Source organism: uncultured Luteimonas sp., assembly GCF_947492465.1.
Taxonomy (GTDB): Bacteria; Pseudomonadota; Gammaproteobacteria; order Xanthomonadales; family Xanthomonadaceae; genus Luteimonas.
On sequence record NZ_CANLNF010000007.1, the window covers coordinates 144,257 to 162,958 of the forward strand.

Annotated in this window: 18 protein-coding genes; 10 read left to right on the forward strand and 8 right to left on the reverse strand. The window is 66.9% G+C overall.

Annotated features, from left to right (window positions below):
• The first annotated feature begins 51 nt into the window (after positions 1-51).
• The 3 genes from Q0863_RS15040 (at position 52) to Q0863_RS15050 (ending at position 4,111) form a co-directional block, all read left to right on the forward strand.
• Entirely contained in the window at positions 52-1,698 is a 1,647-nt protein-coding gene (locus tag Q0863_RS15040; RefSeq protein WP_298580148.1) for an acetolactate synthase large subunit, read from the forward strand.
• A 40-nt stretch (positions 1,699-1,738) separates the two neighbouring features.
• A complete protein-coding gene (locus tag Q0863_RS15045) occupies positions 1,739-3,208 on the forward strand; it encodes an aldehyde dehydrogenase family protein (RefSeq protein WP_298580151.1) in 1,470 nt (489 codons plus the stop codon).
• Positions 3,209-3,319: 111 nt separating this feature from the next.
• The gene (locus Q0863_RS15050; protein ID WP_298580154.1) at positions 3,320-4,111 is read left to right on the forward strand and encodes an NRDE family protein; all 792 of its coding nucleotides are present in this window, start codon (positions 3,320-3,322) and stop codon (positions 4,109-4,111) included.
• 9 nt (positions 4,112-4,120) lie between these two features.
• Here Q0863_RS15050 and Q0863_RS15055 read toward each other — a convergent pair whose 3' ends face one another.
• The 8 genes from Q0863_RS15055 to Q0863_RS15090 all read right to left on the reverse strand — a co-directional run bounded on the left by Q0863_RS15055 (position 4,121) and on the right by Q0863_RS15090 (position 11,471).
• A complete protein-coding gene (locus Q0863_RS15055) occupies positions 4,121-4,621 on the reverse strand; it encodes a hypothetical protein (protein WP_298580156.1) in 501 nt (166 codons plus the stop codon).
• 316 nt (positions 4,622-4,937) lie between these two features.
• Positions 4,938-5,426, reverse strand: a complete 489-nt coding sequence (locus tag Q0863_RS15060) for a hypothetical protein (RefSeq protein WP_298580278.1) — start codon at positions 5,424-5,426, stop codon at positions 4,938-4,940.
• A gap of 8 nt (positions 5,427-5,434) precedes the next feature.
• Positions 5,435-5,647 (reverse strand): PspC domain-containing protein, encoded by a 213-nt coding sequence (locus Q0863_RS15065; protein WP_298580158.1) that lies wholly within the window; start codon positions 5,645-5,647, stop codon positions 5,435-5,437.
• Positions 5,648-5,678: 31 nt separating this feature from the next.
• Complete coding sequence (locus Q0863_RS15070; protein ID WP_298580161.1) at positions 5,679-6,071, reverse strand: DUF5329 domain-containing protein; 393 nt, start codon at positions 6,069-6,071, stop codon at positions 5,679-5,681.
• A 16-nt stretch (positions 6,072-6,087) separates the two neighbouring features.
• Entirely contained in the window at positions 6,088-7,155 is a 1,068-nt protein-coding gene (locus Q0863_RS15075; protein ID WP_298580214.1) for a class III poly(R)-hydroxyalkanoic acid synthase subunit PhaC, read from the reverse strand.
• Between the two features lies 1 nt (position 7,156).
• Complete coding sequence (gene phaE / locus Q0863_RS15080; RefSeq protein WP_298580217.1) at positions 7,157-8,437, reverse strand: class III poly(R)-hydroxyalkanoic acid synthase subunit PhaE; 1,281 nt, start codon at positions 8,435-8,437, stop codon at positions 7,157-7,159.
• Between the two features lie 60 nt (positions 8,438-8,497).
• Entirely contained in the window at positions 8,498-9,118 is a 621-nt protein-coding gene (locus tag Q0863_RS15085) for a CDP-alcohol phosphatidyltransferase family protein (RefSeq protein WP_298580220.1), read from the reverse strand.
• Between the two features lie 529 nt (positions 9,119-9,647).
• Entirely contained in the window at positions 9,648-11,471 is a 1,824-nt protein-coding gene (locus Q0863_RS15090) for a 3-hydroxybutyrate oligomer hydrolase family protein (RefSeq protein WP_298580223.1), read from the reverse strand.
• 118 nt (positions 11,472-11,589) lie between these two features.
• Between Q0863_RS15090 and Q0863_RS15095 the strand changes: the two genes are divergently transcribed.
• The 7 genes from Q0863_RS15095 (at position 11,590) to Q0863_RS15125 (ending at position 18,134) form a co-directional block, all read left to right on the forward strand.
• Complete coding sequence (locus Q0863_RS15095) at positions 11,590-12,393, forward strand: 3-hydroxybutyrate dehydrogenase (protein WP_298580226.1); 804 nt, start codon at positions 11,590-11,592, stop codon at positions 12,391-12,393.
• A gap of 124 nt (positions 12,394-12,517) precedes the next feature.
• Positions 12,518-13,183 carry a response regulator transcription factor gene (locus tag Q0863_RS15100; RefSeq protein WP_298580230.1) on the forward strand — a complete coding sequence of 222 codons (666 nt, stop codon included), beginning with the start codon at positions 12,518-12,520 and terminating at the stop codon, positions 13,181-13,183.
• A 418-nt stretch (positions 13,184-13,601) separates the two neighbouring features.
• Positions 13,602-14,468 (forward strand): trypsin-like serine protease, encoded by an 867-nt coding sequence (locus tag Q0863_RS15105; RefSeq protein ID WP_298580233.1) that lies wholly within the window; start codon positions 13,602-13,604, stop codon positions 14,466-14,468.
• Positions 14,469-15,532: 1,064 nt separating this feature from the next.
• Positions 15,533-15,913: a hypothetical protein gene (locus tag Q0863_RS15110; protein ID WP_298580237.1), complete on the forward strand. Its 381-nt coding sequence runs from the start codon at positions 15,533-15,535 to the stop codon at positions 15,911-15,913.
• Between the two features lie 66 nt (positions 15,914-15,979).
• The gene (locus Q0863_RS15115) at positions 15,980-16,438 is read left to right on the forward strand and encodes a hypothetical protein (RefSeq protein ID WP_298580240.1); all 459 of its coding nucleotides are present in this window, start codon (positions 15,980-15,982) and stop codon (positions 16,436-16,438) included.
• A gap of 555 nt (positions 16,439-16,993) precedes the next feature.
• Entirely contained in the window at positions 16,994-17,542 is a 549-nt protein-coding gene (locus tag Q0863_RS15120) for a DUF998 domain-containing protein (RefSeq protein ID WP_298580243.1), read from the forward strand.
• A gap of 73 nt (positions 17,543-17,615) precedes the next feature.
• Complete coding sequence (locus tag Q0863_RS15125) at positions 17,616-18,134, forward strand: hypothetical protein (protein ID WP_298580246.1); 519 nt, start codon at positions 17,616-17,618, stop codon at positions 18,132-18,134.
• Positions 18,135-18,702 lie beyond the last annotated feature (568 nt).

Sequence of the window (18,702 nt, forward strand, 5' to 3'; positions counted from 1 at the left end):
CAGCCCCATCGGGGGACATCGCGCTAACGCCGCCCGTGGGAGACTGTGGCCATGACCAAGGCCTCCGATCTGTTCGTCCAGGCGCTGCAAGCCGAGGGCGTCGACCATGTCTTCGGCATTCCCGGCGAAGAAACCCTGGCGCTGCTGGAATCCCTGCGCAGCTCCGGCATCCGCCTGGTGCTGACCCGCCACGAGCAGGCCGCCGGCTTCATGGCCGCCACCTGGGGCCGCCTCACCGGCCAGGCGGGCGTGTGCCTGGCCACGCTGGGCCCCGGCGCCACCAACCTCGTCACCGCCGCGGCCTATGCCCAGCTCGGCGCCATGCCGATGCTGATGCTCACCGGCCAGAAGCCAATCCGCAGCAGCAAGCAGGGCCACTTCCAGATCGTGGACGTGGTCGACATGATGCGTCCGCTGACCAAGTACACGCGCCAGCTGGTGAGCGCCGACGCCATCCCGGCCAAGGTCCGCGAGGCGGTGCGCCTGGCGCGCGAGGAGCGGCCCGGCGCCACCCATCTCGAGCTGCCCCAGGACATCGCCAGCGACGACACCGACGCGATCGTGCTGCCGCCGGTGTACAGCCGCCGGCCGCTGGCGGAGGACAAGGCGCTGGCCGCGGCCGCCGACGCGATCCGCAAGGCGCGCGATCCGCTGCTGATGATCGGCGCAGGCGCCAACCGCAAGACCACCTCGAAGATGCTGCACGCCTTCGTCGAGCGGCTCGGCATTCCGTTCTTCTCCACCCAGATGGGCAAGGGCGTGCTCGACGAGTCCGGCCCGCTGTGGCTGGGCACCGCCGCGCTGTCGGACGGCGATTTCGTGCATCGCGCGATCGATGCGGCCGACTGCATCATCAACATCGGCCACGACGTGATCGAGAAGCCGCCGTTCTCGATGCATCGCGGCCGGCGCACCGTGATCCACGTGAACTATTCGCCGGCGGTGGTGGACCAGGTGTACTTCCCGCAGATCGAGGTGGTGGGCGATATCGCCCATTCGGTCTGGGCCCTGGCCGAGCGGCTGGAGCCGCAACCGCACTGGGACTTCACCTTCTTCGACCGGGTGCGCGAGGCGCTGTGCGGGCACGTGGCCGAGCTCGCCGCCGATGCACGCTTCCCGATGGCGGTACCGCGATTGGTGGCTTCACTGGCCGACGCGCTGGCGCCGGAAGACATCACCTGCCTGGACAACGGCCTGTACAAGCTCTGGTTCGCGCGCCACGCGCGCTGCCGCCTGCCCAACACCCTGCTGCTCGACAACGCGCTGGCGACGATGGGCGCAGGCCTGCCTTCGGCGATCGCGGCCGCGCTGGCGCGGCCCGGCCGCCGGGTCGTCGCCGTCTGCGGCGACGGCGGTTTCATGATGAACTCGCAGGAGCTGGAGACCGCGGTGCGCCTGGGCATCGACCTGGTGGTGCTGGTGCTGCGCGACGATGCCTACGGCATGATCAAGTGGAAGCAGGCGCACGACGGCTACCCGCCCTACGGCATGGACTACGGCAATCCCGATTTCGTGCGCTACGCCGAAAGCTACGGCGCGCGCGGCCACCGCGCCGGATCGATCGAAGGCTTCGAAGCGCAGCTGCGGCAGGCGCTGGACACGCCCGGGGTCGACCTGATCGAGGTGCCCATCGACTACGGCCGCGACGACGCGCTGCTCAACCGGGACATCCCCGCGCTGGCCGCCGCCGTCGCCTGACCGTCCAACCGTTTCCGAACCCGCCTTCCGGAGTCCACGCATGGCCCGAAAGAACACCCGCGCAAAGCCCGGCGCCCTCGCCCGCCGCTATCCCTGCTACCTGGCCAACGCCCCGATCCAGCCCAACGCCGACCTGGACGTGCTGGACAAGTACAGCGGCGAGGTGGCCACCCGCACCGCCTTCGTCGACGCGGCCACGGTCGACCAGGCCATCGCCGCCGCCTTCGAGGCGCGCGAGGCGATGGCGGCATTCGCGCCCGACCAGCGCCGCGACGTGCTCGAACACTGCGTGCGCCGGTTCGAAGAGCGTGCCGACGAACTGGCGCTGGCGCTGTGCATCGAGGCCGGCAAGCCGATCCGCGATGCGCGCGGCGAGGTCACGCGCCTGATCGACACCTTCCGCATCGCGGCCGCGGAGGCCACCCGCATCGACGGCGAGACGATCGAACTGCAGATCTCCGAACGCACGCGCGGCTACCGCGGCATGGTCAAGCGCGTGCCGATCGGCGTGTGCAGCTTCATCACCCCGTTCAACTTCCCGCTCAACCTGGTCGCGCACAAGGTGGCGCCCGCGATCGCGGCCGGCTGTACGTTCGTGCTCAAGCCCGCGGCCAAGACGCCCGTGGGCGCGCTGATCATCGGCGAGGTCCTGGCCGAGACCGACCTGCCCCGGGGCGCGTTCTCGATCCTGGCCTGCAGCAACGACGACGCCGCCGCGCTCACCGAGGACGAGCGCATCGCCCTGCTCAGCTTCACCGGCGGCCTGGTCGGCTGGGACCTCAAGGCCCGTGCCGGACGCAAGAAGGTCACGCTCGAGCTCGGCGGCAACGCCGCCTGCATCGTCGATGCCGATCCGGGCGTGCCGCTGGACCACGTCGTCGACCGGCTGGTGTTCGGCGCGTTCTACCAGTCCGGCCAGAGCTGCATCAGCGTGCAGCACATCCTCGCCCATCGCGACGTGTACGACACGCTGCGCAGGAAATTGAAGGCGCGCGTGGGCAAGCTCGTCATGGGCGATCCACGCGACGAGGAGACCTTCATCGGGCCGGTCATCGACGAGGCGGCCGCCCGGCGTATCGAAGACTGGATCGCCGCCGCGCGCAAGGGCGGCGCGAAGCGCCTCGCCGGCGGCGAGCGCAACGGCAACATGCTGCCGGCCACGCTGATGGAACAGGTGCCGCCCGACAGCGACCTGTATCGCCAGGAGGTGTTCGGGCCGGTGACCTGCCTGCAGCCGTTCGATGATTTCGATGCGGCGCTGGACACGGTCAACGCCAGCGAGTTCGGACTGCAGGCCGGCGTGTTCACTGCCAGCCTCTCGCACGCGATGCGCGCCTGGGACCGGCTGGAAGTCGGCGGCGTGGTGGTCGGCGACGTCCCCAGCTTCCGCGTCGACAACATGCCCTACGGCGGCGTGAAGCAGTCGGGCCTGGGCCGCGAGGGCGTGAAGTACGCGATCGAGGACATGACCGAGCCGCGCCTGCTGGTGATCCGCGATGCGGACCGGTGACGGTGTCAGCCGCATGCCGCCGGGCGGGATCGTCCATGCCCGCCGCAGCGCAGGCGCGCGCGCGGATGACGATGCGGCGAACGGCGCGGCCATGAGCGCACCTGCTGTTCCATGTGCCTGATCGCCATCGCCTGGCGCAGGCATCCGCGCTGGCCGCTGGCGCTGGTCGCCAACCGCGACGAAGCGCACGCCCGGCCTTCGGCGCCGGCCGGCTTCGATCCCGACGCGCCGGCCGTGTATGGCGGACGCGACCTGGTGCAGGGCGGCGGCTGGCTGCAGGCCCGCGGCGACGGGCGCCTGGCCGCGGTGACCAACGTGCGCGCCGGACTGGCTGCCGAGGCCGCGCCACGCTCGCGCGGCTGGCTGGTGCGCGATTTCGCGCGCGGCGACGCGAAGGCCGATCGCTTTTCCGCGGCGCTGGCCGGACAGGCCGGCGATTACGGACGTTTCAACCTGCTCGTGCACGACGGCGAGCGGCTGCTGTGCGCCAGCAACCATCCCGCCTTTTCCGCGCGCGCGGTACCGCCGGGCATGCACGCCATGTCCAACGGCCCCTTCGACGCGCCGTGGCCCAAGGGCGTGTTCGCCACGCGGGCGCTGCAGGCCTGGCTGGAATCGCCGCTGGCCGATGCCGCGCAGCCCGATGCGGAATCCATCGAGCCGCTGTTCACCGCACTGCGCGACACCACCCGCGCACCCGACGACGCCCTGCCCGACACTGGCGTGGGCCTCGCGCTGGAGCGCGCGCTCTCACCGCCGTTCGTGCTCGACCCCGGGTATGGCACCCGCTGCAGCAGCGTGGTGCTGGTCGGCGCCGATGGCCTGCTCTTTGCCGAGCGCCGCTACGACGCTTCCGGCGTGGCAACCGCCACCTCGATCGCGATGCTGGATCGCCCGGCCTGAGCGACGCATTCAGTGCGTCGCGGCGGCCGCCTCCACGCAGGCCACGGGCGCATCGTTCTCCAGGCGCTGCTGCCAGCCGTTCTCGTTGCGCAATGCGATCGTGCCGTTGATGCAGGCCTCGGGCGCGCCATCGCGCCTGGCGAGCATGGCGCCGGGCAAGGTCGGCACGGAAGCGACGTGCGCAGCAGCCGATCCGGCCGCCTGGTCTGCGCCCATCGCCGCTGGCGGGCTCGCGGCGGGCACGGCTTGCCGTGGGGCCGGTTGCGGCCGCCGAACCTGCGCCGTTTCGGCCACCACCGGTTCGGGGGACGGCTGCGCTGCGTCTGGCGCGTCGGCTTTCGCGGCTGGCTGCACTTGCATTGCGTCCGTCGTCCGGCCTTCGTCACCGTCGGAGGCGCTGTCGATGGCGCGCAGGATCAGACCAGCCACCAGCGCGCCGAGAAGGACGGCCAAGGTGATCGGCAGGAAGAACGACCAGGGCGTGGGGTCGAGGGAACGGCCATCGCGCATGTTCCTGGTCTCCTGATGGATGCCGCCGGCGCGCCGCGATGTCGCAGAGCGCAAACAGGCTCGCCCAAGCGTACGCCGGCTTTGTGGCCGGGAACAGTTCCGCCGCGCCGGGCGATCCCGGCCGCAAGCGGCTTTCCGCATTCCCCTTCCGTCTGCCACGCGCCGCGTCGGCAGCGCAAAAGCAGAAGGCCCAGTCTTCCGGTTTGATCCGGTCGGCTGAGCCTTCCTTGTCGAAGTCGGTTGCTTCCAGGCTTTCGCCGTTTCCGCTTCCTTTCTTCGACGCATGCAGCTTACTGCGAGCCTTGTTATCGCCTCGTCAATTCCGCCGACCGTTCGTCGGCACGGCCGGCGCCGGCCAGGGCCACCAGCCACGGCCGGTATGCGCATAGCGGTCCGCGGCGCGTTCGAATCGGTTGCGCACGCTCACCCCACCGCACAGCAGGTACATGGGCAGGAACAGCGGGCCAAGCACCATGTACTGGAACACATGCGCGCGCTCATGGTCGCCGAGCAGCATGTCCGGGTCCACGCACAGCCCGGCACGATGCGCGTAGCTCCGGCACCGTGCGTCCAGCGACTCGCCGGTATGCACGATCACGTTGCCCAGGGTCAGTGCACCACCCGGCCCCCAGGGCCAGCGGTGGAAGACCAGCGCATATTCGCGCCGGTTGATGCGGACGCGCGCGCCGAAGGGCAGTCCGGCGGCGCCGGCAAGCAGGCCGAGCGCGCTGTTGGGCAGGGTCCATGCGATGCCGAGCAGCAGCGCCAGTACACGCCAGGTTCCGCGCGCGCGCGGCGGCGCCATGGCTTCGCTCAATCGTTGCCTTCCGGCACCAGCAGCCACAGCAGCAGGTAGACCAGGATGCCGGGGAACGCCGCCGACAGCACCGACACCACCACGAACAGGATCCGCAACAGCGTGGGGCTCCAGCCGTAGCGGTGGGCGATGCCACCGACCACGCCGGCAAGCACGCGATCGTGGATCGAACGGGTCAGGCCCGGGCGCTTTGCGGCGGTCTGTTGCATGGACGCGATCCCCTGTGGATGCGACCGGAGTCTAGCGCGGCGAACGTGAAGAATCCGCTTCACGCAGGCGCTGCAGCTGCAAGTCGAACCAGTCGGAAGCGGGCTGCTCCGGACCATCCCCGCAGCGCACCCGGTAGGCGCGCCCGGTGAGGCTGCTGCGGCTCGCGATCCGCGCGATGAAATCCTCGGCGCCGCCGTGCAGGCCACGCCGCCGCGCAGTCTCGAGCTTGCGCTGCAGGTGCGCCTGCGCGGCAGCCGGCGGATGCCAGCGTCCGTTGCGCTGGAAGCGGCATCCGGACTCACCGACGGCCTCGATCAGCGCCGCGATCTCGCGTCCTGCCGTCGCTTCCGTGTCCGGATCCGACGCATGCGCGGGCACGGCCTGGAGGATTGCTACCAGCAGCACGCCGGCGACGCAGGCCATGGCGCGCACCGCGGCCTCAGCGCGCCCGCTTCGCCAGCCAGTCGTGGATCGTGGCGGGCACTTCCCTGGCCCGGCTGGAGACGTAGATGCCGATATGACCGCCGCGGAACGACAGCTCGGTGTAATCGTCGGTGCCGACCACGTCGCGCAGCGCGCGCGAGGCATCCGGCGGCACCAGGTGGTCCTGCTCGGCGAAGATGTTGAGCACCGGCATGTCGACGAAGCCCAGGTCGATCTCGCGTCCGCCGATCTCGATGCCGCCGTTGAGGAAGCCGTTGCCCTGGTAGAACTGCTTGATGAACTGGCGGAAGGCCTCGCCGGCCTGGTCGGGCGAATCGAAGATCCACTTCTCCATTCGCAGGAAATCCTCCAGCGCGCGGGGATCGTCGAGGATGTCGACCAGGCCCACGTACTTCTGCACGAACAGCCGCCACGGTTTCAGCGTGAGGTAGCAGAAGTTCATCATGTCCGCCGGCACGTTGCCCAGCGTGTCCACGAACAGGTCCACGTCCATGTCGCGGGTCCAGTTCGAGAGCATGTTGTCCCCTGTGTGGAAGTCCACCGGGGTGACCATGGTGATCAGGTTCTTCACCTTGTCCGGGTGCAGCGACGCGTAGCACAGCGAGAACGAGCCGCCCTGGCAGATGCCGAGCAGGTTGATCGCCTCCAGCCCGCTGCGCCGCCGCAGCACGTCGACCGCACCCCCGAGGAATCGCTCGATGTAGTCCTCGAGGGTCAGGTAGCGGTCGGAACGGTCGGGGTAGCCCCAGTCGATGATGTACACGTCCTCGCCGCGCTCGAGCAGGCCGCGCACCAGCGAGCGGTCCGACTGCAGGTCGACCATGTACGGGCGGTTGACCAGGGCGTAACACACCAGCAGCGGCACCTTCGCCGTGGGCGCCTTGGCCCCGACGTAGCGGTACAGCACCACCTTGCCGTCGCGCCAGACCTCTTCCTTGGCAGTCGCGCCGTAATCGTAGTCGCCCACCTCGCGCAGGCTCTGCAGGCCGGCGGCGAGCTTGTTCTGGAAATGCATCGCCTCGCTGGCGAGGCGGTCGGGGGTGATGCCGAGGGGTCCGTGCATGTCAGCGTGCTCCACGCCTGGTCGCTGGCGCCGCATCCGGCGGCAGCGGTGCGTCAGGGATCGGGATGTGGCTGGAGAATCCGTTGGTCGGCGGGCGTCGCGCGCTCACGCTGGGACGCGGTGCAAGCTTGCGCGCGGCGCGTTTCGCGGGCGCCCTCCTGCCGGCCGGCTTGCCCGGCGCCACCCGGCTGCGCGAGGCGGCCTTGCCCGAGGACGCCTTGGCCGGTGCCGCCTTGGCAGGCGTCTTGGCGGTCGTCTTCGACTTGCCGACTGCGCGCGACGCCGTCTTGCCGGCCCGGCCTCCCGGGCGCGAGGTCCCGGTTTGCGCCTTCTTCGCCGCGCCGGAACCGCCGGACGGCGCCGCCGGCTGTGGTCCGCCGTCGGCCGCATCCCGCAGCCGGCGCACGGCACGCTCAAGTTCGACGATCTTGCGGTGCGCGGCATCGACCTCGGTGCGGGTGGGCATGCCCAGCGTGGCGCAGGCCTGCTCCACCTGGCGCTGCACGCCGCCGCGCAGGCGCATCTGCGCATCGACCAGCCGGCCGTAGGCCTCGCGGAACTCCAGCGACAGCGCGATGTCGGCGTAGGCTTCCTCGGCCGCGTCGATCCACAGGTCGAACAGCGCGCGCGGGCTTTCGATCTGGCGTCCCGGCTCCGCGTGCCCGGCCAGCTTGTCCTCGAACAGGATGAAGGCCTGCTGCGAGGCCTTGAGCATCAGCGCGTTGTAGACGCTGTTGGCTTCGTCGTACTCGGCCAGCGCCTGCGCCAGCTGCTGCAGGCGCTCCTGGTGTTCTCGGCCCACGCCAAAGGCCGGCATCCGCAGCCACGACATGCCCTCGCCGCGCACCGTCTCCAGCCACGGCCGCGCGTCCTCGACCCACTGGTCCAACCCGGCGAGCCCATGCCCGCGCATCGAGCGCAGCATTTCGGGAAATGGATTGATGCCGGTCGCGCCCAGCGCCTGTTTCCAGGCCTGGGCGATGTCGCCGGGGCTGTGGTCGCGGCCGGCGAACTGCGCCGCCACCTGCTGCATGTGCCCGTACCAGTCGCGCGCCTGGGTGTTGAAGCGCTCCAGCGCATCGTTGACGCCGCTCCTGCCGCCATGGGCGTATCGGGTCCACCAGTCGATGGCGTCCTGCCAGGCGTGCGCGCCGGCCTGGCCGCTCCCCGGCACCGTGCCGCGCAGCGCGTCGCCCCACGCCGCCCAGTACTGGCGGGCGAGCCGCTCGAATTCCTGCGCCTGCCCGCCGCCTGCGCCCATGCCGAAGCCCTGGTTCAACATGCCGTCCTCCTGTATTGCCCGATCATAGCAACGGCAGGCGACGCTCCGGCGTCGGCGCGCTCAGAACTTCGGGATGCGGATGGTCTTGCTGATCATCAGCGAGCCCGACAGCGCATACACCAGCACCAGCGGATGCAGCTGCCAGGGACCGAGCTGCCACTGCCCGAACCAGATGTCCGCGCCGATCGACCCCTGCCAGGCGGCCACCGCCAGCGCGATCACGATCGCCAGGCTGGTGGGGATCGGCGTGCCTTCGAAGAACCTCACCTTGTCGCCGCCGTCGGCCAGGGTCTCTGCGGTGACGTTGTAGCGCGCCAGGCGGCTGACCCCGCAGCCGACGAAATAGCTCAGCACCAGCCAGTCCCAGCCGCCCTGCAGCCCGCAGGCATAGCCCAGCGCCGCGGGCGCGAGGCCGAAGGAGATCACGTCGGCCAGCGAATCGAGCTCGCGCCCGAGGGTGGAGGCGACCTTGCGCCAGCGCGCGATGCGCCCGTCGAGCGCGTCGAAGATGAAGGCCAGCGGGATCAGCGCCATGCCGATCATCAGGTCGCGCACCACGCCGTCCTGCAGGAAGCGCATGGCCGCGAACACCGCGCCGGTCCCGCAGACCGCATTGGCCAGGGTGAACCAGTCGGCCAGGTGGAAGTCGCGCAGCATCGAGAAATGGCGGGGTCGGGACATGGACGGGCCTGCCTGGCAGCGGGGGTCCAGAGTGCCAAAAGCGGTGTGAGGATGACAGCGGGAGAGCGGCGCGTGAGCCACGGCCGGTGGCGCGTCGGGTGCGTGGGTCGGCTGGCCGGCGCTGGGCAGAGCTGCGCGTGGCGGTGAGAAATGACGCAGGTGCGTCATGGATCGAGCGGTGATGCGCAGTGGCTCCGCGAGGCGGGACGAGCTTCGGATATGGCGGATGTCCGCAAGGTGCGGGGGCTACGGTTGCCCCCACCCCAGCCCTCCCCCGCGCGCGGGGGAGGGAGCAACGCGACTGGCCGCGATGTGGTCCGACGCGCCGCGCACGACCATCCTCCGCACGGAGCCCTGCGCAGCGAGGAGGAGGCAGATCAGCGTTCGCGAAGCAGTGCGCCGCCCATGACCCGCTCCCTCCCCCGTCTCGCGGGGGAGGGCTGGGGTGGGGCCAGCCGCAGCGACGCCCCAGCGCCATCCACGCAATGGCCAGCGTCATCAGAGCAGCCGGATCCCCGCTCCATGCGCCTCACGGCATCGCCAGGTGCGCCGCCTCCAGCGCCCTGCCCGGCCCGCGCGGCGTCGTCTTGATGACCGCATCCGCCGGCAGCGCACCCTCGCCATCGAGGTGCGCCGACACCCGGTCCAGCGCCCGGTACACGTAGGGCAGCAGCGGCACGTAGCGCGCGGCGTAGTCGGGCAAGCCGAGGAACCCGTCGAAATGCTGGGCGTTGTGCACCTGCCAGAAGCGCACCTCGCGACCGGCCGCCTGCGCCGCGGCCACGTAGGGCGCGCTGCTGAAGGCGATCGGCACCAGGCCGTCGTCGATGCCGTGCAGCACCACCACCGGCAGGCCCTCGCGCGGCAGCGCGGCCCGCGTCGCGGCGATGCCCGCCTGCACGCGTCGGGCGTCGGCACCGTCGCCGTCGTGCAGCGCCCGCAGGCAGCGCAGGCCGGCGAATCCGAAATCCGGCGGCGCCAGCGTCGGATCGACCAGGCCGACACCACCGCCCGGGGGGATGCCGCTCGCATCGCTCCACCAGGCAGCCTGCTCGGCCGCGGTGGCGACGCGTGCGCGACCGTCGGACGACTGCGCCGCGAACGCGAAACCGCAGGGATGCTCGCCCACCCCGTAGCGCCCGTAGGCCGACGCATACGTCGCCGCCACCGCACGCCACAGGTCGAACCCCGTCGACAGCACGCCGGCACGCAGCGCGCCATCGGTCCAGCCGGCCGCCAGCATCCGCTCATGGGCCGATGCCGCCTGCGCAGCGGTATCGGCGCCATCCACCAGGCCCGCCGCCGCCAGCGCGGCGCAACGGGCGGCCCACAGCGGCGCGACCTGGGCGGTGAGCGGCGGCTGCGGCAGATCCTGCAGGTGCAGCTGGGCGCAGGGCATCAGCAGCGCTGCCTGCGTGGTGTAGTCGTAGAGGCTGCGCGCACCGGACGCGTCGCCGGCGTACACGTTGGGCTCGCCGGCCACCACGGCGTCCAGCCAGTCGCCCTCGAGCTCGGCGGCGCGCAGCACCGCGCCGCCCCCGTTGGAAATCCCCACCGCGATGATGCGCGTGTTGTCGAAGGTGAACGGCGCCGCCGACGGCAGGGCCTGGTCCAGCGCCTGCAGCGCGAACTCGGCGGCTTGGCGCACGTGCCGGCCCCAGTCGGCTTCCGGATTGTCCTTCGAATACGCGTGCCGGAAGGCGACGCCCGTGGCATCGGCCGGCGCATCGGGGACGAAGGCCAGCGGCGCCCCGCCCTCTGCGGCGCGCGTGCCATCGGGCGCGGCGCCGGTCTGCGCGTCGAGGTCGAAGTAGTCGGTGCCCGCGCCCTTGTCGGTGTAGGCCACCGCGCAGCCTTTCGGCAGTCCCCAGGCGCCAGCGACCGCGATCGAGCCGTAGATCCCGCGCGAGCCAGACGAGGCCGTGACCACCACGCAGCGCCTGCCGGTGTCGAAGGCATCGGGCAACTGCAGCATCACGCGGTGCGGATGCGTGGCGCCCGGCACGGTCGCGTAGGCATGGAATTCGCGCCCGGGCACCGCCGCAAGGCTGCCATAGAGTTCGCCATAGCCGCCGCCGGGGGCGAGGTCGGCGATGCCGCGCCAGTTGTTCCAGACCGCGCGGCGGCGCAGTTCCGCGGCCGTTGGACGGGCCGGATCGGCGAACGCCGGCGGCACCATCGCACGCAGGCCACCCAGGCCCAGGCCCGCGGTGAGCAGGTCGTCCTGGCCGCGATGCTCGCTGCTGCGCTCGGCGCTGAACACGGTCGACTCCACTGTCCCGGCGCGCGGTCCGCCCGCGCAGGCCACCAGGCCTGCCGCAAGGGCCGCCGCGCACATCTTTCTGATCGTCATTGGATGGCTCATGCCCGAACGGTAGCAGCCGGCCCGGACGGCTTCATCGTACTTTGGTACCACGCTGCCCGCGCCCGCGCCTGCTACCGTGGCCGCTGGCCCCCACTCCCCCGCAGCCATGAACGACCGTTTCCTCGAAGGCCGCACCGCACTGGTGACCGGCAGCACCTCCGGCATCGGCCTGGCGATCGCCAGGGCGCTGGCCGCGCATGGCGCCCGCGTCGCCGTCAACGGCCTGGGCGACGATGGGCAGATCGCCTCGGCCGTGCAGGCCGTGCGCGATGCCGGCGCGCCAGACGCACGCCATTTCGATGCCGACCTGCGCGATCCGGACCAGATCGACGCCATGATGTCGGCCATCGCCGCCTGGTCGCCCATCGACGTGCTGGTCAACAACGCCGGCATCCAGCACGCGGTGCCGCTGGCGCAGATGCCGGTGGGCAAGTGGAACGACATCATCGCCATCAACCTCAGCTCGGCCTTCCACACCATGCGCCTGGCCATGCCGGGCATGGCAGAACGCGGCTATGGCCGCGTGGTCAACGTGGCGTCGGTGCACGGCCTGGTCGCTTCGAAGGACAAGGCGCCGTATGTCGCCAGCAAGTTCGGCATCGTCGGCCTGAGCAAGGTCGCCGCGCTCGAATACGCCGCGGCCGGCAGCCGCGACAGCGGCGGCGTCACCGTCAACTGCATCTGCCCCGGCTGGGTGGAAACCCCGCTGATCGAACCGCAGATCGAAGCGCGTCGCAACGGCGGCAGCCGCGAGGACGGCGTGCGCTCGCTGCTCTCGGAAAAACAGCCCAGCCAGCGGCTGTCGCTGCCCGAGGACATCGGCGCCATGGCGGTATGGCTGTGCCGGCGCGAAGCCCACAACGTCACCGGGACCGCCATGCCCATCGATGGCGGCTGGACGGCACAATAGCCGCGTCCGCGGTCGCCACCGGTGCCTTTGACGGAAGGCCGGCCGGCTTCCGGCCCTGCCTACCCTTCGCCCACTACGCCAAAGATCCCGACAGCACCTGCCCCAGCCACGCGCTGCAGTCCGCATGCCCACCCTGCTCATCGCCGACGACCACCCGCTGTTCCGCGCCGCCCTGCGTGGCGCCGCTGCGGACGCCGCGCCGGACGTCGACACCTGCGAAGCCGAATCGCTCGATGGCGTCCTGGCCCTGCTCGAATCGCGCGACGAGATCGACTTGGTGCTGCTCGACCTGCACATGCCGGGCAACCATGGCCTCGCCGGGCTGGCCGCCATCCGCGCCCAGCATCCCGCCGTGGCGGTGGTGCTGGTCTCGGCCAACGAAGACCCCGCCATCATCCGCCGCGCCCTCGATCACGGCGCCGCCGGCTACATTCCAAAGAGCGCCAGCCTGGACGAACTGCGCGAGGCCATCCGTACCGTACTCGCCTGCGAACACTGGCTGCCCCCCGCCCTGCGCGGCGCCGTCACCCGCACGCAGTCGTCCCCCGCCGACGCCGACCTCGCCGCGCGCCTGGCCAGCCTCACCGCGCAGCAGTTCCGCGTGCTGACCCTCGTGGCCCAGGGCCTGCTCAACAAGCAGATCGCCGACCGGCTCGATATCCAGGAACGCACCGTCAAGGCCCACCTGTCGGTGATCTTCGAAAAGCTGGGCGCACGCAACCGCACCCAGGCCGGGGTGATCCTGCGGGAACTGGAGATCGGCGATCCGAGCCGGCAGGTGTCGGGTTAGCGCGGCCTCGACGCGCGCGCCAAGGCCGCCACCTTCGGGATGCCCGGACTGCCGAAACCCGGCAGCCCCAGCGCCGGGGGAGCCTGCTTATGCGGTCGCACGCAGGATAACGCAGACGATGCGCAAGCATCGTCGGGCAACAGGGTGACATCTGCTGCCGAACACCCCGGAACTGCCCACCAAACAGGCGACCGACCACATCGTCGTTATCACTGCGCCGACGCCGCGATAAGTCTTATGGCCGTCGCGTCGCCGTATAACCCCATGGCCCAAGGCCACGGCGACCGAAGGGAACGTTCGCCAACGTATTGGTGCGCGGGACCTTTCGCGTTGACCCGGCCGGACGTGCGCCCCCAGAATCGGTGCTATACGGACCGGATCGGTCGAACAGTAGTTAGCCCCCTTTGAGACATTGCGAATGCTCCGACTCTTGTTGCTCATAGTTCTCCTCGCAGCATCATCAAGCGCTAGTGCCATCGTCATTCGAGATGACGTGGATGACTCAAGGTATCGAATTCCAGAATCTGATTTTCCGGCCCTCGTCGACATGCTCGGCGAAGGCCACGGCGTTCTGATTGCTCCGCAGTGGGTCATTACCGCTGCCCACGTACTTCCACAGCACGCTGAAACCTGGCAGGTGGTTATTGACGGAACACCCAGGAACGTCGAGCGGGTCGTAGTACATCCCGGGTACAAGACAATGCCACGGGAGCTGATAGATCAAGCAATGGCCAGTGGAGAGGCAATGTTGGTAGCGGTGTTTCTTGCCTCAACTGACGACATCGCACTGGTCAAGTTGGCCCAATCCGTGACGGATGTTGCTCCTTTCGCAATCTACAAGGACAACGACGAGCCGAGCCAGATCGTCAAGATCGTAGGCAAAGGCGCTACGGGCACGGGAGCCATTGGGCATGACCCCAGAGGCCCCAATCGGACGGAGCTTCGCCGCGCTTTCAACAAGATCACCAGCGCTTATGACCGCTGGTTTTGCTACGTGTTCGACGAGCCACCGTCGGCCTTACCTCTCGAGGGCATATTGGGGAACGGGGATAGCGGCGGACCTGTGCTCATCCAGATTGAAGATCAATGGCTATTGGCCGGACTAGCTTCATGGAAAGTCGTCCAAGGCCACGTCATGACTGCCCGCCCCGGGCGCTACGGTCAGATCACTTGCAATGTCCGCTTGAGTCATTACGTCAAATGGATTGAAAGCGTGATATCTGGGCAGCCGCAGGCGGGGGCTAACAATTCATTCAAGCCGAACCCGCTTCGCGGGTCGGCTTAATTCAGGCGTTAGGCTGCCATGGAAGCTCCCGCATCTGACACTGCAGTTGAGTGGATAGCCGACGCTATCTTCAAAGTGCAGCCTGCTGCTGTCACAGAGGCATACTCGGCATTTGATCGCGAACTCATCGAGTTTCACTCTGCACAAGACGTCTGCGCTTACGCGCGCTCCAAGCGCGGATCGGATGGCTACGTACATCTAGCGGTCCAGTACTCAGATATGGCTGGAGCACTCACAAAGTCGCTGATTGAGCTGTACCCATCAAAGTGCGGTGGACACACCTATCGGTATCAGTCAAAGGGCTGGGGACTGATATGGGTTTATCTGAAACTCTCCCCCAACGGTGGGCGAGAGTCATTCATATCGGCAAACTCGGAAAAGCGCGCCCACGCGTGGGCGCTAACTTATCCAGACATGGAGCCGCCGACCGCTTGGCATTGGCCCGCTGTAGCTTGTCACTTGCGCAGACTACGTCGTGCGCTCAGGCTGGCAGCCTAACAATTCATTCAAGCCGATGCCGCTTCGCGGCACGGCTTAATTCTGGTGTTAGGCATCAGATCATGCGTATGGAAGCATTGACCATCTCGACTCTCCTTCTTTCGGCATTGGTTCCATCCCTGCTTCCATCATGGCGTAGCGTCCTAATAGCGTCTGGTTGCTTCCTCGCGCTACTGTTTGTCGGGTTTGCTTCTGTGCTTTGGCATTTTGGCGCAACCTCCGCGGAGGGGCCTGCATTCGTAGGGCTGGTCATTCTCGTTGGGCTGACAACCTTTATCTTAGTTTTTTCAAGTGTCGTCAGGCTCGTCGTCAACTTGGTCCTGAGCAACCTCGCGCAGACCAATGCAGTTCGCCTCCGTCGTTTTCTTATAGTTCTCGGGCTTGCGTTCGCGGGGTTGGCTGTAGTTGGCGTTCTAGAGTTCAGCGTCCATCGTGGGTTTGCCATCATGGTTGGCTCAGCTTCGGTGTGGCTCGTTGTGGTCACGTGGCTGATGCCTAACAATTCATTCAAGCCGAACCCGCTTCGCGGGTCGGCTTAATTCAGGCGTTAGCCCGCTGAGGCAGGTATGGACATCATCTCAACCATCAGCACTTCTATTGGACTGGCCCAGCGCCTTCGGGAAATCTCGAAGAACATTGCTGACGCAGAGTTCAAGAACCTTCTCGCCGATCTATCCAGTGAGTTGGCTGATGCCAAGCTGGAAGCGGCGTCTCTGAAGGAGAAGCTCGCTGCCTTGCAGGAAGAGAACACGCTGCTCAAGCAAACGGCATTGCCTGCGACCGAAAAGCCGAGTGGCAGAAAGTGGGGTTGCTATCAATTTGAGGGCGAGTCTGGTCTGTTCTGCCCAGGTTGCTGGGACTCAAAGCGTAAGAAATCCTCTACCACCCGCATAGACACGCAATTTCGCAAGTGCTCGGTTTGCCAAGCCATGCTCGGCGCGGGCTAACAATTCATTCAAGCCGAACCGGCTCCGCCGGTCGGCTTAATTCAAGCGTTAGACCGGGGAGGTCACATGCGTCGCGCCTTGTTGCTGTTGGTTGCTCTGGTGCCAGCCATCGCCATGGCCGGTTTCCCCTTCGAGGCCACGTTGGAAGAAATGGCGCAACAGGCGGACCACATTCTGGTGGGTCGCGTCGCGGGCGTGGACATGGTTGATGGACAGGGTCGCCCGGTTAAAGACCCGGAGGCTCGTACCGGACCCAGCCTCGACAACACCATCAGGCTGCTCATCCAAGTGGATCAAGTTCTTGTGTCAAACGCCGCAAAGGTTCCGGACGTCATCCCGGTTCCTCTGGCTTCGCACCTTCATTACAAGCTTGGCCAGATTCAAGAAGCACATGAAGGAGACGAGGAGGTGCGCCTCGTGCTACTCAAAGGATCCGACTTTGTCGGCATCAAGCCTGGCGTCTTCCTCAGGCCACTGACAGACAAAGACACGGCGCTACGGTTACACGCGGCTTCGCACCCGTAGCCCCGGTCTAACAATGCGTTCAAGCCGAAATTGCATCGCTACGCCAGCCACATGGCAGAAAGAGCTTGCCATGTGGCCGGCTACGCGCTGCAATTCGGCTTAACTTAGGTGTTAGGCCGCTTACCATGCATCGACGCAAGCAATCAGCCTTTCAAGCCATCTGCGTCCTGGTTGCGCTCCTACTGTCCGCGTGCGCCTCGAGCTCAACGCAACCGGATTACATCGCCGAGTGCGACATCTCGTCGCTCCAGCCGAAGGACTATCCACATGACACGTGGTGCCTTATCAAGCATGCTGCTGTGCGGTGCAGTACAAAGTCAGACAAGTGCCTCACCCAGTGTGAGCGGCGCGGCGGCGCAAGTAATATTGGTGGTGGCTGTGCGCACATCTGCTTCAATGGTCTTTACACAGAAGACCTGATCGCTGAGAACGGCGGTGAGGCATGGCCTCCGGAAGCAGTCTCTTGCGCAAATGAAGACGCGCCCTAACAGTTCATTCAAGCCGAACCCGCTTCGCGGGTCGGCTTAACTCAGGTGTTAGACCGCGGAGAAAGGAATGCTCGCAACTGCAGTAGCGGCTATCGCTGCCACATACCTTTTAGCCAGTCTCATTGCGCTCGCGCCACGCAAGGCAGGATACAGCCACATCAAGCACTCTATTAGCGAGATGGGTGAGATTGGAGCACCCCATCAGCGCTTTGTTGCCTTTGGCCTCTTCCTGCCAATCGGCTTGGCCATGCTGCTCGTTGCCTACCTTGTTCGTCCTGACTCGTCTGCGGCCTCAAATCTCGCGCTATGTATCGCCATTGGTTACATCGGTGCGGCCGCGTTTCCCTGCGACCCGGCTTCTCCTTTATTCAGTACAACCCGACAAGCTCTCCACAACATTGCCGGAGCTGTTCAGTACATCGGCGGCGGCATCGCTCTCACGACGCTTGCTGAGCGCTTCGGCGAGCCATTTGAGACCGCCGGGTTCATCGTGCTTGTAACCGCCATCGCGCTGTGCTTTTCAAGTCCTGTCCGTGGCATCATCCAACGCATCGCAGAGACCTGCCTGTTCGGCGGTCTTGCATTGGCCGTTTGGCAGATCGGCGCCGCGGTCTAACAATTCATTCAAGCCGACGCCGCTTCGCGGCGCGGCTTAATTCAGGCGTTAGCCGTTACAAGAGAGATCTCAGGTGATCAAACTTCTCTTTCTCGCAGTCCTCATGCTCTCAGCGCCGGCCGCCAGCTCAAGCATTGTTCAAATCCCTTCGACAAACATTTCGTTCACGCCACCCGATGGATTCACCTTGCTGACTGAGGCAGAGATTCATGCAAAGTTCCCCTCAAGGACTGGCCCGGCGTCTGCGGTAGGAAATGAGCGCAGGACTACTACGGTGGCCTATGACGTCAGAGATGTTGCAGTAACAGATGCCATCCTTGAGTCGCAACTACAAGAGATAAGTGCAACTACCGCGCGTGCGGTTCCGGGCTTTGCTCTGGTAGAGCAAGACATGAGGACAATCAACGGACGGCGATGGGCATACATTGAGTTCAAATCAACAGCGATCGATGCGGACATTCGCAACATCCTCATGATGTCGGCATACGAGGGCCGGATGGTTGTTCTAAACTTCAATTCAACAGCCTCAGACTTCAATGACCTTGAACTCCAGCTTCGAAAGAGCATTCTGTCGCTGAGTCAAGGAGAGTAACGGGTGAATTAACACCCCAAGTGCAACACCCCTGAGATTTCGTGTAAGCGTTCGATCGGGGTCTTGTAGCTATGTCGCTTTCTCGGTCGTGTGTTGAGTTTATGCGTGATGCGGTCGCCCGATAGCCGTGGAACTCGGTCCCGTTATCCCAGGTGATGGTCTTGAACGGCAGGCCGCAGCGCTCGATCGCTTCTACGGCAGTGCGGTTGAACGCTTTGACGGTCCGGCGCGGCAACTTGGTGACCACCGCCAGCCCTGTGCTGCGCTCGACCAGTGTCAGCAGGCAGTCTCGCTCGCCAACGGTGCCAATCACTGTGTCGCCTTCCCAGTGGCCGACTTCAACTCGATTCTCGACCTCCACAGGCCGAGTGTCGATCATGGGCTTGCCCTGGAGCTTTCCACGGCGTTCGGGGCCAGACGTGCGCTTGCGTCTGTCAAACGACACCCAGTTTCACGCATTAGCGCGACACCCGGATTCACGCACCCCGGGTCGGGTTGAGGATCAGTTGCGGGTCGTGCCGAGGGTGGCTTCCAGATCTCTGAGTCGGTAGCTTCTCCCCTTGATGTT

What these genes read in the sequence shown, in the direction of transcription:
- Q0863_RS15115 (WP_298580240.1), top strand. Translation starts at nt 15,980, where the DNA reads ATGCGTCGCGCCTTGTTGCTGTTGGTTGCTCTGGTGCCAGCCATCGCC.
- Q0863_RS15040 (WP_298580148.1), top strand. Translation starts at nt 52, where the DNA reads ATGACCAAGGCCTCCGATCTGTTCGTCCAGGCGCTGCAAGCCGAGGGC.
- phaE (WP_298580217.1), bottom strand. Translation starts at nt 8,437, where the DNA reads ATGTTGAACCAGGGCTTCGGCATGGGCGCAGGCGGCGGGCAGGCGCAG.
- Q0863_RS15105 (WP_298580233.1), top strand. Translation starts at nt 13,602, where the DNA reads ATGCTCCGACTCTTGTTGCTCATAGTTCTCCTCGCAGCATCATCAAGC.
- Q0863_RS15045 (WP_298580151.1), top strand. Translation starts at nt 1,739, where the DNA reads ATGGCCCGAAAGAACACCCGCGCAAAGCCCGGCGCCCTCGCCCGCCGC.
- Q0863_RS15100 (WP_298580230.1), top strand. Translation starts at nt 12,518, where the DNA reads ATGCCCACCCTGCTCATCGCCGACGACCACCCGCTGTTCCGCGCCGCC.
- Q0863_RS15060 (WP_298580278.1), bottom strand. Translation starts at nt 5,426, where the DNA reads ATGGCGCCGCCGCGCGCGCGCGGAACCTGGCGTGTACTGGCGCTGCTG.
- Q0863_RS15085 (WP_298580220.1), bottom strand. Translation starts at nt 9,118, where the DNA reads ATGTCCCGACCCCGCCATTTCTCGATGCTGCGCGACTTCCACCTGGCC.
- Q0863_RS15050 (WP_298580154.1), top strand. Translation starts at nt 3,320, where the DNA reads ATGTGCCTGATCGCCATCGCCTGGCGCAGGCATCCGCGCTGGCCGCTG.
- Q0863_RS15110 (WP_298580237.1), top strand. Translation starts at nt 15,533, where the DNA reads ATGGACATCATCTCAACCATCAGCACTTCTATTGGACTGGCCCAGCGC.
- Q0863_RS15070 (WP_298580161.1), bottom strand. Translation starts at nt 6,071, where the DNA reads ATGGCCTGCGTCGCCGGCGTGCTGCTGGTAGCAATCCTCCAGGCCGTG.
- Q0863_RS15090 (WP_298580223.1), bottom strand. Translation starts at nt 11,471, where the DNA reads ATGACGATCAGAAAGATGTGCGCGGCGGCCCTTGCGGCAGGCCTGGTG.
- Q0863_RS15055 (WP_298580156.1), bottom strand. Translation starts at nt 4,621, where the DNA reads ATGCGCGATGGCCGTTCCCTCGACCCCACGCCCTGGTCGTTCTTCCTG.
- Q0863_RS15075 (WP_298580214.1), bottom strand. Translation starts at nt 7,155, where the DNA reads ATGCACGGACCCCTCGGCATCACCCCCGACCGCCTCGCCAGCGAGGCG.
- Q0863_RS15120 (WP_298580243.1), top strand. Translation starts at nt 16,994, where the DNA reads ATGCTCGCAACTGCAGTAGCGGCTATCGCTGCCACATACCTTTTAGCC.
- Q0863_RS15065 (WP_298580158.1), bottom strand. Translation starts at nt 5,647, where the DNA reads ATGCAACAGACCGCCGCAAAGCGCCCGGGCCTGACCCGTTCGATCCAC.
- Q0863_RS15095 (WP_298580226.1), top strand. Translation starts at nt 11,590, where the DNA reads ATGAACGACCGTTTCCTCGAAGGCCGCACCGCACTGGTGACCGGCAGC.